13 protein-coding genes are annotated in these 14809 nt (G+C 64.4%); 9 read left to right on the top strand and 4 right to left on the bottom strand.

Features of this window, described 5'->3' with window-relative positions; all coding sequences use genetic code 11:
* Positions 1-40 precede the first annotated feature (40 nt).
* Positions 41-1063 carry a hydroxyacid dehydrogenase gene (locus D8Z78_RS17880; RefSeq protein WP_121632396.1) on the top strand — a complete coding sequence of 341 codons (1023 nt, stop codon included), beginning with the start codon at positions 41-43 and terminating at the stop codon, positions 1061-1063.
* Here D8Z78_RS17880 and D8Z78_RS17875 read toward each other — a convergent pair.
* The 3 genes from D8Z78_RS17875 to dctP are packed head-to-tail and all read right to left on the bottom strand — an operon-like array spanning position 1060 to position 3968.
* Positions 1060-2355, bottom strand: a complete 1296-nt coding sequence (locus D8Z78_RS17875) for a TRAP transporter large permease (protein WP_121632394.1) — start codon at positions 2353-2355, stop codon at positions 1060-1062. The genes D8Z78_RS17880 and D8Z78_RS17875 overlap by 4 nt on opposite strands.
* Positions 2352-2912, bottom strand: coding sequence for a TRAP transporter small permease (locus tag D8Z78_RS17870; RefSeq protein WP_121632393.1), 561 nt, complete (start codon positions 2910-2912; stop codon positions 2352-2354). Before D8Z78_RS17870 ends, D8Z78_RS17875 begins: the two co-directional genes overlap by 4 nt.
* Positions 2913-2972: 60 nt before the next feature.
* Positions 2973-3968, bottom strand: a complete 996-nt coding sequence (gene dctP / locus D8Z78_RS17865) for a TRAP transporter substrate-binding protein DctP (protein WP_121632391.1) — start codon at positions 3966-3968, stop codon at positions 2973-2975.
* A gap of 213 nt (positions 3969-4181) precedes the next feature.
* On the opposite strand from dctP, the gene pcaF reads away from it, so the two are divergent.
* Entirely contained in the window at positions 4182-5375 is a 1194-nt protein-coding gene (gene pcaF / locus D8Z78_RS17860; RefSeq protein ID WP_121632389.1) for a 3-oxoadipyl-CoA thiolase, read from the top strand.
* 3 nt (positions 5376-5378) lie between these two features.
* Here the strand turns inward: pcaF and D8Z78_RS17855 are convergent, their stop codons facing one another.
* Positions 5379-6296 (bottom strand): LysR family transcriptional regulator, encoded by a 918-nt coding sequence (locus D8Z78_RS17855; RefSeq protein ID WP_121632388.1) that lies wholly within the window; start codon positions 6294-6296, stop codon positions 5379-5381.
* A gap of 160 nt (positions 6297-6456) precedes the next feature.
* Between D8Z78_RS17855 and chvE the strand changes: the two genes are divergently transcribed.
* The 7 genes from chvE to D8Z78_RS17820 all read left to right on the top strand — a co-directional run.
* Complete coding sequence (gene chvE / locus D8Z78_RS17850) at positions 6457-7512, top strand: multiple monosaccharide ABC transporter substrate-binding protein (RefSeq protein ID WP_121632386.1); 1056 nt, start codon at positions 6457-6459, stop codon at positions 7510-7512.
* Between the two features lie 82 nt (positions 7513-7594).
* Positions 7595-9115, top strand: coding sequence for a multiple monosaccharide ABC transporter ATP-binding protein (gene mmsA, locus D8Z78_RS17845; protein ID WP_121632384.1), 1521 nt, complete (start codon positions 7595-7597; stop codon positions 9113-9115).
* A gap of 15 nt (positions 9116-9130) precedes the next feature.
* A complete protein-coding gene (gene mmsB / locus D8Z78_RS17840) occupies positions 9131-10360 on the top strand; it encodes a multiple monosaccharide ABC transporter permease (RefSeq protein WP_121632383.1) in 1230 nt (409 codons plus the stop codon).
* Positions 10361-10363: 3 nt separating this feature from the next.
* Positions 10364-12106, top strand: a complete 1743-nt coding sequence (araD, locus tag D8Z78_RS17835) for an L-arabinonate dehydratase (RefSeq protein ID WP_121632381.1) — start codon at positions 10364-10366, stop codon at positions 12104-12106.
* A complete protein-coding gene (locus D8Z78_RS17830) occupies positions 12106-13017 on the top strand; it encodes a Gfo/Idh/MocA family protein (protein WP_121632379.1) in 912 nt (303 codons plus the stop codon). The genes araD and D8Z78_RS17830 overlap by 1 nt, the downstream gene beginning before the upstream one ends.
* A 12-nt stretch (positions 13018-13029) precedes the next feature.
* The gene (locus D8Z78_RS17825) at positions 13030-13944 is read left to right on the top strand and encodes a dihydrodipicolinate synthase family protein (protein ID WP_121632378.1); all 915 of its coding nucleotides are present in this window, start codon (positions 13030-13032) and stop codon (positions 13942-13944) included.
* Positions 13945-13955: 11 nt separating this feature from the next.
* On the top strand, positions 13956-14809 hold an 854-nt coding region (locus D8Z78_RS17820), incomplete at its 3' end, for an aldehyde dehydrogenase family protein (protein ID WP_128910842.1).

Genomic DNA, 14809 nt, shown 5'->3' with positions numbered 1-14809 from the left:
GCGCGCGGGCCGCGCTAACGATAGGGCAGGGAGGACAAAGATGACGAAACCCTTGGTGATTTGCGCGCCTGCGCCCCGGTCCTTGGACCTAATTTTTACGCCCGAGCGGCTGGCCGCGCTGCGCGCGCGCTATGAAATGGTCGAGACGACCGACGATCAGGTGGCGGGCCTGCCTGCCGACGTGCTTGGACAGGCGCGCTATATCCTTGGTCAGCCGCCCCTGTCCGAGGCGACCTTGGCGCAGATGACCAGCCTGCGCGCCGTGCTTAACGTCGAATCCAACCTGATCGACAATATGCCCTATGAAGAGGTCTTTCGCCGGGGCATCCATGTGCTGACCACGGGCGCGGTCTTTGCGCAGCCGGTGGCCGAGATCGGCCTTGGCTTTGCGCTGAATCTGGCGCGGGGGATTTCACCGGCGGACCGGGCCTTTCGCGAGGGGCGCGAGGCGTGGGGGCTGGAGGGCAACGCGCGGGCGCGATTGCTGGCCGGGTCCGATGTGGGGATCGTGGGCTTTGGCGATCTGGGGCGGGCCTTGAACCGTCTGCTGAGCGGGTTCCGCTGCAAGGTCAAGGTCTTCGATCCGTGGTTGCCGCCGTCGATCCTGCGCGATCACGGCGTCACGCCTGCGCCGCTGGACGAGGTGCTGACGGGCAGTGATTTCCTGTTTGTCGTCGCGGCGGTCACGTCCGAGAATGCCGGGTTTCTGGGGGCCGAGGCCTTTGCCACGATGCGCCCCGGCGCGGCGTTCATCCTGCTCAGCCGGGCCGAGGTGGTGGATTTCGACGCGTTGATGGACGCCGTGCGCAGCGGGCATATCAAAGCGGCCAGTGACGTCTATCCGCAGGAACCCTTGCCCTTGGACCACCCGGTGCGCAGCCTCGACGGGTTCCTGCTGTCGGCGCATCGGGCGGGCGCGCTGGACGTGGCCTTTACCCAGATGGGCGACATGGTGCTGGAGGACATGGCCCTGATGGACCGCGACCTGCCGCCGATGCGCTGCAAACGCGCCGAACGGGAAACCGCGCGGCGGATGCGCTCCAAGCCGGTGGAGAAGAGTTAACCGGGATAGCCGAACACCCGTGGCAGCCATAGCACGATGCCGGGAAACAGGATCATCGCCAACAGCGCCGCGATCAGTACGAAGAGGAAGGCCCAGATTTCCCGGATGATCTCGGCCAGCGGGATGCGCGTCACGGCGTTGATGACGAACAGAAGGATGCCGTAGGGGGGCGTAATCAGCCCGATCATGCAGTTCACCACAGCCACGACCCCGAAATGCACGAGGTCGATGCCCAATTCGCGGCAGGTCGGGATGAAGAGCGGGATGATGACTAGGATGATCGTCGTCGCATCCAGAATACAGCCCAGCAGCAAAAGCAGCAGGTTGACACACAGCAGGAAGACCAGCGGATGCACGTCGAGGCCCACCAACTGCGCGGCGAGCATGTTGGGGATGTTTTCGGACGCGACCACGTAGTTCAGGATCAGCGCCCCGCCGATCACCAGCCCCACGGCGGCAGAGGACCGCGCGCTGTCGATCAGAATGTCCATCAGCGCGCGCAAGGACAGCGCCCGGTAAAAGAACGCCGCCAGCATCAGCGCGTAGAACGCCGCGACGGCGGCGGCTTCGGTCGGGGTCGTGACGCCGCCATAGATGCCATAAAGCAGGATGGCAGGCATCAGCAGGGCAGGGAAGGCGGTCAGTGTACGGCGCGGCAGCTCGGATAGCGGCACCGGCTCCTCCAACGCGAAACCGCGGCGCGTGGAAATCACCGTGTTCATCATCATCAGCACGACGCCCATGACCAGCCCCGGCACGATGCCCCCCAGAAACAGGTACCCGATCGAACTGTTCGAGACGAGCGCATACAGAACCATCGGGATCGAGGGCGGGATGATCGGGCCAATGGTGGCGCTGGCGGCGGTGATCGCGGCGGCGTAGCCTCGGGTATATTGGCCGGAGCGGGTCATCATCTGGATGATGATCTTGCCAATCCCGGCGGCATCGGCCACGGCGGAGCCAGACATGCCGGAAAAGATCAGGCTGGCCACGACGTTCACATGGCCCAGCCCGCCGCGAAACCGCCCCACCAAAGCGACGCAGAAATTCAGCAGCCGGTCCGAAATCGTCCCGGCATTCATGATATTGGCGGCGACGATGAACAAGGGCACGGCCAGCAGGATGAAGCTGTTATACAGCCCGTCCATCAGCACCTTGCCCGCCAGCCCGATATCGCCCCCAGCGGCGAACATGTAGACCAGCGAGGCGATCAGGATCGCATAGGCGATGGGCATGCCGATGCCCGCGATGAAGAAAATCGTGCCGAGGCACAGCAGGAAAGCGATGCTCATTCGTCGGTCCGCCCCGGTCCGTGATGGACTTCTGGCGCGCCAAACCGCACCGCTTTCGTCACCGCCCACGCATAGCGCAGCGTCACCGCGATCAGGAACAGCATGTAGACGGAATAGACGTCGCGCATGCGAATCCAGTCGCCGAACAGCGCCTTGAGCGTCGCGGTCTTCTTCAGGCGCAGGATGTAGAATTTCGACCATGTCGGCTCGATGCTGGCGGCAAGACCCCCGGCGATCATCAGCCCGCCAATGATGACAAAGGCGCGGCGCTTGCCCGGTGAGACGTGGTTATAGAGGACGTCGAATGTCACATGATCCTGATCGCGCACCACAAAAGCGCAGCCAAGGAAGATGATCCAGACCCAGAGCACAAGGCAGAATTCCAGCGTCCAGCCATAGCGGGACGGGTCCAGCAGCGGCACGGCCTCGGCGATCCACGACAGCTTCGCGCTGTAGCGGATGGCGATTTGCAGCACGAATGTCAGGAACATCAGCGCCATCATCACGCCGACGATATATTCCGCGACCCGGCGCAGCAGGTGAACCGCTTGTGTCATGTGCCCCCCGTGAAACAGAAAGGCGGCCCGAAAGCCGCCTTTCGGATCAGGTCAAACGGCTCAGTTGCCGAGCGCGTTGATCTTTTCCAGCACGCCCTCGGGCCAGCTTTGTGCGAATTCCGACCCGACATACTGCGCCTGCACATGCTCGCGGAAGGCCTTGAGGTCGGGCTCGTAGATCTTCAGCCCCTGCTCGGTCAGGAACGACACCAGATCCTCTTCCTTCTTCAGCTGTGCCTGACGCCCGGATTCGGCGGCGGCATCGGCGGCGGCCTGCACGGCCTCTTGCTGCTCCGGCGTCAGCCCGTCCCAGACCTCCTTGGAGAAGGCGATGTAGTTCAGGTCGACCAGATGCGAGGTCAGCGCGACCTGGCAGGTGACCTCAAAGAATTTGGCATCCACCACGGTGGGCAGCGGGTTGTCCTGCCCGTCGACCGAGCCGGTCTGAAGCGCGGTATAGACCTCGGTGAAGGCCATCGGCGTCGGGTTCGCCCCCAGCGCCTTGCCAAGGAACTGCCACGCATCGGTGCCGGGCATCCGCAGGTTCACACCGGCCAGATCGGCGGGGGTCTGCACGTTCACCTCGTCGGGGCACTGGCGCAGGTTCACGTGGCGGCGACCCAGATACATGACCGACAGCAGCTTTACGCCCAGCTCGTCCTCGACCGTCTTCTTGAACGGGTCCATCAGCGCGTCATTGAAGACGGCGACCTGATGCGCGGCGTCCTGATGCACGTAGCCAGTGGCAAAGATCGAGAATTCCGGGAAGAACGTCGCCAGTTCCTGCGCCGAGGCAATCGACATTTCCAGATCGCCCGAGGCAATCGCCTCCAGTTCCGACCCCTGCGCGATCAGCGAGGCGTTGTAATGGGGTTCGTAGGTGGCGAAGTCGGACACGGCGGGGGCGAACACCTCGGCCAGTGCGACGGAGCGTTGATCGGTTTCCGACGCGGGCGTCGACATGCGCAACGTCACCTTGTCCTGCGCCAGCACGGGGCCGCCCAGAACGGCGGCGGTCATCAGCGCCAACGCGCTGGTCTTGAGCGTGAAAGTCATGGTCTCTCCTCCGGGGTCGCGGCCGTTTTCGGCCTTGCAAACGTGGTATACCATTCTGGAAAGGCGACCTCGGGGCAAGCAGCTTTTTCGCTTTGTCCATGGCGCAGCCCGCAAATAGCTGCTTGCGCAGAGGGGCCTGCTTGACCACAACTCCCCTCGACCGAATTTGGAAAGGGCGCCCCGGCCCCCAGATCCGCACCGGAGGAGACCGACATGACCGAAGCCTATATCTGTGCCTATATCCGCACCCCGATCGGCCGCTACGGCGGCGCATTGTCCAGCGTGCGCGCCGACGATCTTGCCGCCGTCCCGCTCAAGGCGCTGATGGCGGCGCATGACATCGACTGGACCGCCGTCGACGACATCTACTACGGCTGCGCCAATCAGGCAGGCGAGGACAACCGCAACGTGGCGCGCATGGCGGCCCTGCTGGCGGGGTTGCCGGTGGACGCGCCGGGCACGACGATCAACCGCCTGTGCGGGTCGGGCATGGACGCGGTGCTGGCCGCCGCGCGCGCGATCAAGGCGGGCGAGGCCGACCTGATGATTGCGGGCGGGGTCGAGTGCATGTCGCGCGCGCCCTTCGTCATGCCCAAGGCGACCACCGCGTTCAGCCGCTCGAACGAAGTGTTCGACACGACCATCGGCTGGCGGTTCGTCAACAAGCTGATGAAGGCACAATACGGCACGGATTCGATGCCCGAAACCGCCGAGAACGTGGCCGAGGATTACAACATCTCGCGCGCCGATCAGGACGCCTTTGCCCTGCGGTCGCAGGACAAGGCCGCCGCCGCGATTGCCTCGGGTCGGCTGGCGCAGGAAATCACCCCGGTCACGATCCCGCAGCGCAAGGGCGACCCGGTGGTGGTCGATACCGATGAACATCCCCGCGCCACGACGCTGGAAAAGCTGGCGGCGCTGCCGACGCCCTTCCGTCAGGGGGGCAGCGTGACGGCGGGCAACGCGTCGGGCGTGAACGATGGCTCCGCCGCGCTGATCATCGCGTCCGAGGCCGCGATCAAGACCCATGGCCTGACCCCCATCGCCCGCGTGCTGGGGGGTGCCACCGCCGGTGTGCCGCCACGCATCATGGGCATCGGCCCCGCGCCCGCCTCGCAAAAGCTGTTGGACCGGCTGGGGCTGAAGACCGACGACCTGTCGGTGATCGAACTGAACGAGGCCTTCGCCGCCCAAGGTCTGGCGACCCTGCGCCAGTTGGGCATTGCCGATGACGATCCGCGCGTGAACCCCAATGGCGGCGCCATTGCGCTGGGTCATCCGCTGGGCATGTCCGGTGCGCGGATCACCGGCACGGCGGCGCTTCAGTCGAAGCCGGGCGAAAAGACCCTGTCGACCATGTGCATCGGCGTCGGTCAGGGCATCGCCATCGCGCTGGAACGGGTCTGACCCTTAGAGCAGCCTCAACACGCGGCCGAGCACGTTCTCGGCCGCTGTCGACAGCGGGCGATATCTGTCGCGGATCACGAAACAGGGCGTGACGGAGATGGGCTCGCGCAGGTCCAGCCGGGTGATCCGCGCCTGCAACGGCCCTTCGGTCAGCATCACGCCGACCTCGCGCGCCTGCGGCGCGATCAGGCGGGGGTCTTCGAGCAGGGACAGCACCACCAGCAGCGACGAGCTATTGGTGATCCGCTTGGGCGGTGCCTCGCCACGCAGGTGAAAGGCGGTCTCGACCGCCGAGCGGATCGGCGAGCCCAGATCCTGCACGACCCACTCGAACCCCGACAACTGGCCCAACGACAGGTTCGGCACTCCGGCCAGTGGGTGATCGGGGTTCACCAGCAACGAGACTTCTTCGCTGCGGGCCGGGTAAAGCCGGAAATCGCGGCTGTCATGTTCGGCCGGCAGCCGCGAGATGACGAAGTCGAACCGCCCCTCGACGACCCCCCGCACCAGTTCCGTGGACGGGCCAACCTCGATCGTCAGGTCGAGATCGGGCGAGGCGACGCGGATTTGGCGCAATGCCGGGACCAGCACACCGACCGCCGGTCCGGTCACGGCCCCGACCCGGACATGCCCGATCTCGCCCGCGGCAACCCGTGTCGCCTCGCGGTCAAGGGCCTGATATTCCTCCAAGATCACCTTGCCGTGCCGCACGCATAGCGTCCCGAGCGTGGTCATCGCCATGCCCTTGGGGTGGCGGTCGAACAGTGCACCACCCGCGCGGGTTTCGATTTCGGTCAGGATGCGCGAGGCGGCGGGCTGCGACATGCCGACCATCTGCGCCGCGCGCTGCAACTGCCCGGTTTCAGCGATCCGCAGCAAAAGATCGAGATGGGCGGGCTTGAGGCGACGGGCGAATTCCATGAGGCGGCCTGTATATCGGGAATGGTATGCAGATCGTCGATAATCTTATTTGTGCATTATGCAAACCTATTGTTACCGTTGCGCCGTGGGTTCTTCCGGACCCGCTAGGGAGACCCGGCGCCGATTCAAAAAACATGCGGCGCTTCCAGTGGAGGAAATCATGAGCTTCAAGAAAATCCTGGCTTCGGCCAGCGCCATTGCGCTGTTCGCCACCGGTGCTTTCGCCGATGGTCTGGTCGGCATCGCCATGCCGACGAAATCGTCCGCGCGCTGGATCTCGGACGGCGAATCGATGGTCGAGCAGTTCGAAGAGGCCGGCTACGAGACCGACCTGCAATACGCCGAGGATGACATTCCCAACCAGCTGGCCCAGATCGAGAACATGATCACCAAGGGCGTCGACGTGCTGGTCATCGCCGCCATCGACGGCACCACCCTGTCGAACGCGCTGGAAAACGCTGCCGCGTCGGGCATCAAGGTCATCGCCTATGACCGCCTGATCCGCGACAGTGGTGACGTCGACTATTACGCCACCTTCGACAACTTCAAGGTCGGCGTGCAGCAGGCCACCACGCTGGTCGACGGGCTGAAGGAACGCTTCCCCGATGTCAGCCCGTGGAATGTCGAGCTGTTCGGCGGCTCGCCCGACGACAACAACGCGTACTTCTTCTATGATGGCGCGATGTCGGTGCTTCAGCCGATGATCGACGACGGCTCGATCAACATAGTGTCGGGCCAGATGGGCATGGACACGGTCGGCACCCTGCGCTGGGACGGCGCAGTTGCACAGGCGCGCATGGATAACCTCCTGTCCGCCAACTACACCGACCAGCAGGTGCATGGCGTGCTGTCGCCCTATGACGGCCTGTCCATCGGCATCCTGTCCTCGCTCAAGGGCGTGGGCTACGGTTCCGGCGACATGAAGATGCCGATCGTTACCGGTCAGGACGCCGAGGTGCCGTCGGTCAAGTCGATCCTCGCGGACGAGCAGTATTCCACGATCTTCAAGGACACCCGCGCGCTGGCCGGTGTGACCGTGGGCATGGTGGACGCCCTGCTGAAAGGCAGCGAGCCCGAGATCAACGACACCTCGACCTATGACAACGGCGTCAAGGTCGTGCCCTCCTACCTGCTGGAGCCGCTTCCGGTGACCAAGGAAAACTGGGAAGAGCGCCTGATCGACACCGGCTACTACACCATGGACCAGATCAAGTAAGATCACTCCCTGGCCTGTCCGGGCATGGCGTCCGGGCAGGCTTTTTCTTTGGACTTCTTTCGACGGCAGGGAAGACAGGCGGATGACAGCCCTTCTTGAGATGCGCGCGATCACCAAGACCTTTCCGGGCGTCAAGGCGCTGGACAAGGTCACGCTGAGCGTACGCACAGGCGAAATCCACGCGCTGGTCGGCGAGAACGGCGCAGGCAAATCCACCCTGATGAAGGTGCTGTCGGGTGTCTACCCGGCGGGCAGCTACGAGGGCGAGATTCACTATGACGGGCAGTTGGCCGAGTTCCGCGACATCGCGGACAGCGAGGCCAAGGGCATCATCATCATCCATCAGGAACTGGCGCTGGTGCCGCTTTTGTCGATTGCCGAGAATGTCTTTCTGGGCAACGAGCGCGCCTCCAACGGCGTGATCGACTGGAACGAGACGAACCGCAAGACGGTCGACCTGCTGCGCAAGGTCGGGTTGCGCGAAAGCCCCACTACGCTGGTCGACAAGCTGGGCGTGGGCAAGCAGCAATTGGTCGAGATCGCCAAGGCGCTGTCCAAGGACGTGCGCCTGCTGATCCTCGACGAGCCGACCGCCGCACTGTCCGAATCCGACAGTCAGGCGCTTCTGGACCTGATGCTGGAACTGAAGGCGCAGGGCGTGACCAGCATCATCATCAGCCACAAGCTGAACGAGGTGCGCCGCGTCGCCGACACGGTGACGGTGATCCGCGACGGCACGACCGTTTCGACGATGGACGCGCGCACGCAGGCCATCACCGAGGATGCCATCGTCCGCGACATGGTCGGACGCGACATGGCCCACCGCTATCCCGATCGCGAACGCCGCGCGGGCGAAACCCTGATGGAAGTGCGCGACTGGAACGTCTGGCACCCCGAACATGCCGACCGGCAGGTGATCACCAATGCCAACCTGACCGTCCGCGCGGGCGAGGTCGTGGGCATTGCCGGGCTGATGGGCTCGGGTCGCACAGAACTGGCGATGAGCCTGTTTGGCCGCAGCTACGGGCAGAACATCTCGGGGCAGGTCTGGATCGACGGCACGCAGGCGGATGTCTCGACCGTCGACCGCGCGATCAAGGCCGGGCTGGCCTATGTGACCGAGGACCGCAAGAGCCTTGGCCTGATCCTCGAAGAACCGATTGTCAGGAACGTCACGCTCGCCAACCTGCCGGGTGTGTCGTCGGGCGGCGTGCTGAACGAGAACGAGGAAACCGAGGTTTCCGAGAAATACCGCCGCGCGATGAACATCCGCACGCCGTCTGTTTTCCAGAAGGTGATGAACCTGTCGGGCGGCAACCAGCAAAAGGTCGTCCTGTCGAAATGGCTGTTCGCCGGGCCCGAGGTGCTGATCCTCGATGAGCCCACGCGCGGCATCGACGTGGGCGCGAAATTCGAGATCTACGGCATCATCAACGACCTCAGCGCGCAGGGCAAAGGCGTGCTGATGATCTCTTCGGAAATGCCCGAACTGTTGGGCATGTGTGACCGCATCTACGTGATGAACGAGGGCGAGTTGGTGGGCGAACTCACCGCCGCCGAGGCCAGCCAAGAGCGCATCATGTCGCTCATCGTGACGGAATAAGGGGAGGCAAGGCGCATGGCACTTGCAGAGAATTCGGGCGAGACTCGGGCCAGCATCGGGGCCTATCTTCTGGCCAACCTGCGCGAATACGGGCTGTTGGCCGCCTTGGTGCTGATCATGGTCTTTTTCCAGATCACCACCGAAGGCGTGCTGCTGCGCCCGGTCAACATCACCAACCTGCTGCTGCAAAACAGCTATATCATCATCATGGCGCTGGGGATGCTGATCGTCATCGTCTCGGGCAATATCGACCTGTCGGTGGGGTCGGTGATGGGCTTCATCGGGGCGCTCGCCGCCGTGATGATCGTGAATTACGAACTCAACTGGCTGCTGACCATCTTCGTCTGTCTGGTCGTGGGCGGGGTGATCGGTGCGGCGCAGGGCTATTGGGTCGCCTACTGGAAGATCCCGTCCTTCATCGTCACGCTGGCGGGGATGCTGGTGTTCCGGGGCCTGTCGCTGTGGCTGCTCGAAGGGCAGTCCGTCGGCCCGTTCCCGCGTGAGTTCCAGACCATCGCCAACGGCTTCGTGCCGGACCTCTTCCCGGCGGGCATCGGCGAAAGCCTCGCGCCTATCTTTGACGCGCGCAAGGTCAACGTGCTGGCGCTGCTGACCGGCGTCGTCGCGGCGGGGCTGGTGATCTGGGGCGGGCTGCGCCAGCGGGCGCGCGACGCGGCCTATGGGGTCGAGGGCGAGCCCAAGCCCTTCTTCATCGCCCGGATCACGGTGATTTCCGTCGCCCTTGTCTTCATCATGTTCAAGCTCTCCACCTTCCGGGGTCTGCCCAATGTGCTGATCACCATGGGGGTGCTGACGATCATCTACGCCTTCCTGACGGAAAAGACGGTGATCGGCCGCCGCGTCTATGCGCTTGGCGGCAACCAGAAGGCGGCGAAGCTGTCGGGGATCAAGACCGAGCGGCTGACCTTCCTTGCCTTCACCAATATGGGCATCCTCGCGGCGGCTGCGGGCCTCGTCTTTGCCGCGCGTCTCAACACCGCGACGCCCAAGGCAGGTTTTGCGCTGGAACTCGACGTGATCGCGGCGGTGTTCATCGGCGGGGCCAGCATGTCGGGCGGCGTCGGCAAGATCGTCGGCGCGGTGGTTGGCGCCTTCCTGATGGGGGTTCTGAACAACGGCATGTCGATCATGGGCATCGGCATTGATTACCAGCAGATGATCAAGGGCTTGGTGCTGCTCGCCGCCGTGATCTTTGACGTCTACAACAAGTCGAAACAGGGGTAAGTCATGGCCTTCGAACCGGCGGAATGGCCGCGCAAGCTGCGGTCTCAGGAATGGTATGGCGGCAGTACGAAGGACGTGATCTATCATCGCGGCTGGCTGAAGAACCAAGGCTACCCGGACGATCTGTTCGATGGCCGCCCGGTGATCGGCGTGCTGAACACATGGTCCGACCTGACGCCCTGCAACGGCCACCTGCGCGAATTGGCGGAAAAGGTGAAGGCCGGGATCTGGGAGGCCGGGGGTTTCCCGGTCGAGGTGCCGGTTTTCTCCGCGTCGGAAAACACCTTCCGCCCCACGGCGATGATGTTCCGCAACCTCGCCGCGATGAGCATCGAGGAACAGATCCGGGGCCAACCCATCGATGGTTGCGTGCTGATGGTCGGCTGTGACAAGACCACGCCAAGCCTGCTGATGGCCGCCGCGTCTTGTGACTTGCCCTCGATTGTCGTCACCGGCGGGCCGATGCTGAACGGCTGGTTCCAAGGCGAGCGCGTCGGCGCGGGCACGCATCTGTGGCGCTTCTCCGAGGCGGTGAAGGCGGGCGAGATGACGCAGGACGAATTCCTCGATGCCGAGGCCGCCGTCACGCGCTCCAGCGGCACCTGCAACACGATGGGCACCGCGTCCTCGATGGCCTCCATGTCCGAGGCGCTTGGCATGGCGCTGTCCGGCAATGCGGCGATCCCGGCGGTCGACAGCCGCCGCCGCGTCATGGCGCAACTGTCCGGCCGCCGCATCGTACAGATGGTCAAGGACGACCTGAAACCGTCGGACATCCTGACCAAACAGGCGTTTGAGAACGCCATCCGCTGCAACGGCGCGGTGGGCGGTTCGACCAACACCGTCGTCCACCTGCTGGCCATCGCCGGGCGCACCGGGGTCGAGGTTACACTGGACGACTGGGACCGCTGCGGGCGCGACGTGGCCACGATCCTCAACCTGCAACCCTCGGGCAAGTACCTGATGGAAGAGTTCTTTTACGCCGGTGGCTTGCCCGTGGTGCTGAAACGTCTGGGCGAGGCGGACAAGCTGCATCGCGACGCGCTGACCGTGTCGGGCGAAACCATCTGGGACGAGGTCAAGGATGCCAAGAACTGGAACGAGGACGTCATCCTGCCCGCCGACAAGCCCTTGACCGCGCAGGGCGGAATTGCCGTCTTGAAGGGCAACCTTGCCCCCAAGGGCGCGGTTCTGAAACCCTCTGCCGCCTCAAAGCATCTGATGCAGCACCGGGGCCGGGCGGTCGTCTTCGAGGATATCGACGACTACAAGGCCAAGATCAACGACGACGCTTTGGACATCGACGAAACCTGCATCATGGTGCTCAAGAATTGCGGGCCCAAGGGCTATCCGGGCATGGCCGAAGTCGGCAATATGGGTCTGCCGCCCAAGGTGCTGAAGAAGGGGATCAAGGACATGATCCGCATTTCCGACGCGCGCATGTCCGGCACCGCTTACGGCACCGTGATCCTGCACACCTCGCCCGAAGCCGCCGCCGGTGGCCCGCTGGCCGTCGTGCGAAACGGCGACATGATCGAGGTCGACGTGGCCGCGCGCCGTCTGCATCTGGACATTTCCGACGCCGAACTGGCCGAGCGCCTGTCTGCGTGGAAACCCTCCCACGACGTGCCCGATAGCGGCTATGCCTGGCTGCATCAGCAGCATGTGCAAGGCGCCGATACCGGGGCGGATCTGGAATTTCTGAAAGGCTGTCGCGGCGCGCCAGTCGGAAAGGACGCGCATTGATGGATATTGCACTCATCGGCATCGGCAAGATCGCGCTCGACCAACACGTGCCCGCGCTGACTGCCAGCGCCGACTGGAACCTCGCGGCGACCTGCTCGCGGCATGGCGCGGTCGACGGGGTCGATGCCTATACCGATTTCGACACCCTGCTTGCCGACCGCCCCGAAATCCGCGTGATCTCGCTATGCCTGCCCCCGGCGCCGCGTTTTGACTACGCCGCACGGGCCATCGCTGCGGGCCGTCACGTCATGCTGGAAAAACCCCCCGGCGCAACCCTGAGCGAATGCCACCGGCTCGAAGATATGGCCCGCGCGGCGGGCGTATCGCTGTTCGCCACATGGCATTCGCGCGAGGCCGACATGGTTCCCGCAGCGCAGGACTGGCTGGCGGACAAGGTTGTGCACAAGTTGCATATCGACTGGCGCGAAGATGTCCGCAAATGGCATCCGGGTCAGGACTGGTGTTTCGAGCCCGGCGGGATGGGGGTCTTTGACCCCGGCATCAACGCCCTGTCGATCATGACGCGCATCCTGCCGCGCCCCGTGCACCTGAGCTCGGCGGTGCTTGACTTCCCCGCCAACCGCCACACCCCGATCACCGCCGACCTGCGGTTTTCCGACGGGGTCAGCGCGTGGTTCAACTGGGCCCATCAAGGCACCGAGCACTGGGATATCGAGGTCGAGACCGACTCTGGCACCCTGACCCTGCACGAGGGCGGCGCGCGGATGGTCATCAACGGCGAGACGCAGGGCAGGGCGGACGGCCTGCACGGCGAATACCCCCGTCTATACAAAAACATGGCACAGCTCGTCGCGGCGGGTGGGATCGATATGGACCTCGCCCCGCTGCGCCACGTGGCCGATGCCTTCATGCTTGGGGAACGCCGCGAGGCCGCCCCCTTCGACTGGTAAGGAGAGATTTCGATGGACCGTCTGACCGGCATTCTGCCTGTTGCGCCCACCCCGTTTCACGCCGATGGCACGCTTGATGTTCCGGGTTGCGCCCGCGTCATGGATTGCATGGTCGACCAAGGCGTGGATGCAATATGTATACTCGCCAACTATTCCGAGCAGTTCCTGCTCTCGGACGAGGAACGCACCACCGTGATGCGCAGCTGTCTCGAACAGGTCGCGGGCCGCGTTCCGGTGATCGTCACCGTCTCGCATTTCTCGACCGATGTGGTCGTGGCGCGGGCCAAGGCGGCGCAGGCCATGGGCGCCTCCATGCTGATGATGATGCCGCCCTATCACGGTGTCGGGCTGGTGCCCTCTCCGGACGGCATCTTCGAGCATTTCAAGGCCGTCTCGGATGCGATCTCCATCCCGATCATGGTGCAGGACGCGCCCCTGTCGGGCGTGTCCCTGCCGGTGCCCTTACTCGTCAAGATGGCGCAAGAGATTGAAAACGTCAGCTATTTCAAGATCGAAACCCCCTTTGCCGCAGACAAGCTGGCCGCGCTGATTGCCGCGGGCGGGGAGCACATCGTCGGGCCCTTCGACGGCGAAGAGGCCGTGACCCTGTTGGCCGATCTGGATGCCGGCTGCACTGGCACCATGACCAGCGCCTTGCAACCGGAGATGATCCGTCCGATTGTGACGGAATACCTCGCGGGGAACCACGACGCGGCACTGGAGCAGTGGAAACGCTGCCTGCCGCTGATCAACCACGAGAACCGCCAATGCGGCCTGCGCGCGGCCAAGACGGTGATGATGGAGGGCGGCGTGATCGGCTCCGATTTCGTTCGCCACCCGTTGACGCCGCTATCCGCACGCACCAAAGATCGCCTGCTGTTGCTCTCTCGTGAACTCGACCTCATCGCTCTGCGTTGGGGCAAATAAGGAGACTTGCCATGACCTTCACCCCCCACGGCCGCCACCTGATCGCAGGTGAGTGGGTCGCGTCCGACCAGATTTTTGCCTCGGAACCGGCGCATGGGCCCGTGCACCAGTTCAGCATCGGCACCCCGGAACTGGTCGATCAGGCCGTCATCAAGGCCGAGGAGGCCTTCTGGGAGTACGGGTATACAACTAGTGCACAACGTGCCGCCTTTCTCAACGCCATCGCCGACGAGATCGAGGCCCGCGCCGAGGCCATCACCGAGATCGGCACTCAGGAAACCGGCCTGCCCGAAGCCCGCCTGCAGGGCGAGCGCGGCCGCACCACCGGTCAGTTGCGCCTGTTCGCCGAGCATATCCTCAAGGGCGACTGCCGCGACCGGCGTCATGACGATGCGCTGCCCGACCGAGCCCCGCTGCCGCGCCCCGATCTCAAGATGATCCAGCGGCCCATCGGCCCGGTCGCCGTCTTTGGCGCGTCGAACTTCCCGCTGGCCTTTTCCACCGCCGGCGGCGACACGGCTTCGGCGTTGGCGGCGGGCTGCCCCGTCGTGGTCAAGGGCCATTCGGCCCATCCCGGCACCGGCGAGATCGTCGCAGAGGCGATCCTCGCCGCGATGAATACATGTGGTATACACCCCGGCACCTTCAGCCTGATCCAAGGTGGCAAGCGCGATGTCGGCACCTCTCTGGTGCAACATCCGCTGATCAAGGCCGTGGGCTTCACCGGTTCGCTCAAGGGCGGACGCGCGTTGTATGATCTGTGTGCACAACGGCCTGAGCCGATCCCTTTCTTCGGCGAGCTGGGCTCGGTCAACCCGATGTTCCTGCTGCCCGAGGCGGCCAGTGCGCGCGGCGCGCAGATCGG

The organism is Tropicibacter alexandrii, from assembly GCF_003667315.2.
Lineage (GTDB): Bacteria > Pseudomonadota > Alphaproteobacteria > Rhodobacterales > Rhodobacteraceae > Tropicibacter > Tropicibacter alexandrii.
The sequence above is the reverse complement of the archived record's forward strand: the minus strand, read 5'-3'. Positions and strand labels throughout refer to the sequence as shown.

Excerpts from the sequence above, each read along its gene's own strand:
- chvE (WP_121632386.1), top strand. The coding sequence starts at position 6,457 with ATGAGCTTCAAGAAAATCCTGGCTTCGGCCAGCGCCATTGCGCTGTTC.
- araD (WP_121632381.1), top strand. The coding sequence starts at position 10,364 with ATGGCCTTCGAACCGGCGGAATGGCCGCGCAAGCTGCGGTCTCAGGAA.
- D8Z78_RS17825 (WP_121632378.1), top strand. The coding sequence starts at position 13,030 with ATGGACCGTCTGACCGGCATTCTGCCTGTTGCGCCCACCCCGTTTCAC.
- D8Z78_RS17855 (WP_121632388.1), bottom strand. The coding sequence starts at position 6,296 with ATGGAATTCGCCCGTCGCCTCAAGCCCGCCCATCTCGATCTTTTGCTG.
- mmsA (WP_121632384.1), top strand. The coding sequence starts at position 7,595 with ATGACAGCCCTTCTTGAGATGCGCGCGATCACCAAGACCTTTCCGGGC.
- pcaF (WP_121632389.1), top strand. The coding sequence starts at position 4,182 with ATGACCGAAGCCTATATCTGTGCCTATATCCGCACCCCGATCGGCCGC.
- D8Z78_RS17830 (WP_121632379.1), top strand. The coding sequence starts at position 12,106 with ATGGATATTGCACTCATCGGCATCGGCAAGATCGCGCTCGACCAACAC.
- D8Z78_RS17880 (WP_121632396.1), top strand. The coding sequence starts at position 41 with ATGACGAAACCCTTGGTGATTTGCGCGCCTGCGCCCCGGTCCTTGGAC.
- dctP (WP_121632391.1), bottom strand. The coding sequence starts at position 3,968 with ATGACTTTCACGCTCAAGACCAGCGCGTTGGCGCTGATGACCGCCGCC.
- D8Z78_RS17875 (WP_121632394.1), bottom strand. The coding sequence starts at position 2,355 with ATGAGCATCGCTTTCCTGCTGTGCCTCGGCACGATTTTCTTCATCGCG.
- mmsB (WP_121632383.1), top strand. The coding sequence starts at position 9,131 with ATGGCACTTGCAGAGAATTCGGGCGAGACTCGGGCCAGCATCGGGGCC.
- D8Z78_RS17870 (WP_121632393.1), bottom strand. The coding sequence starts at position 2,912 with ATGACACAAGCGGTTCACCTGCTGCGCCGGGTCGCGGAATATATCGTC.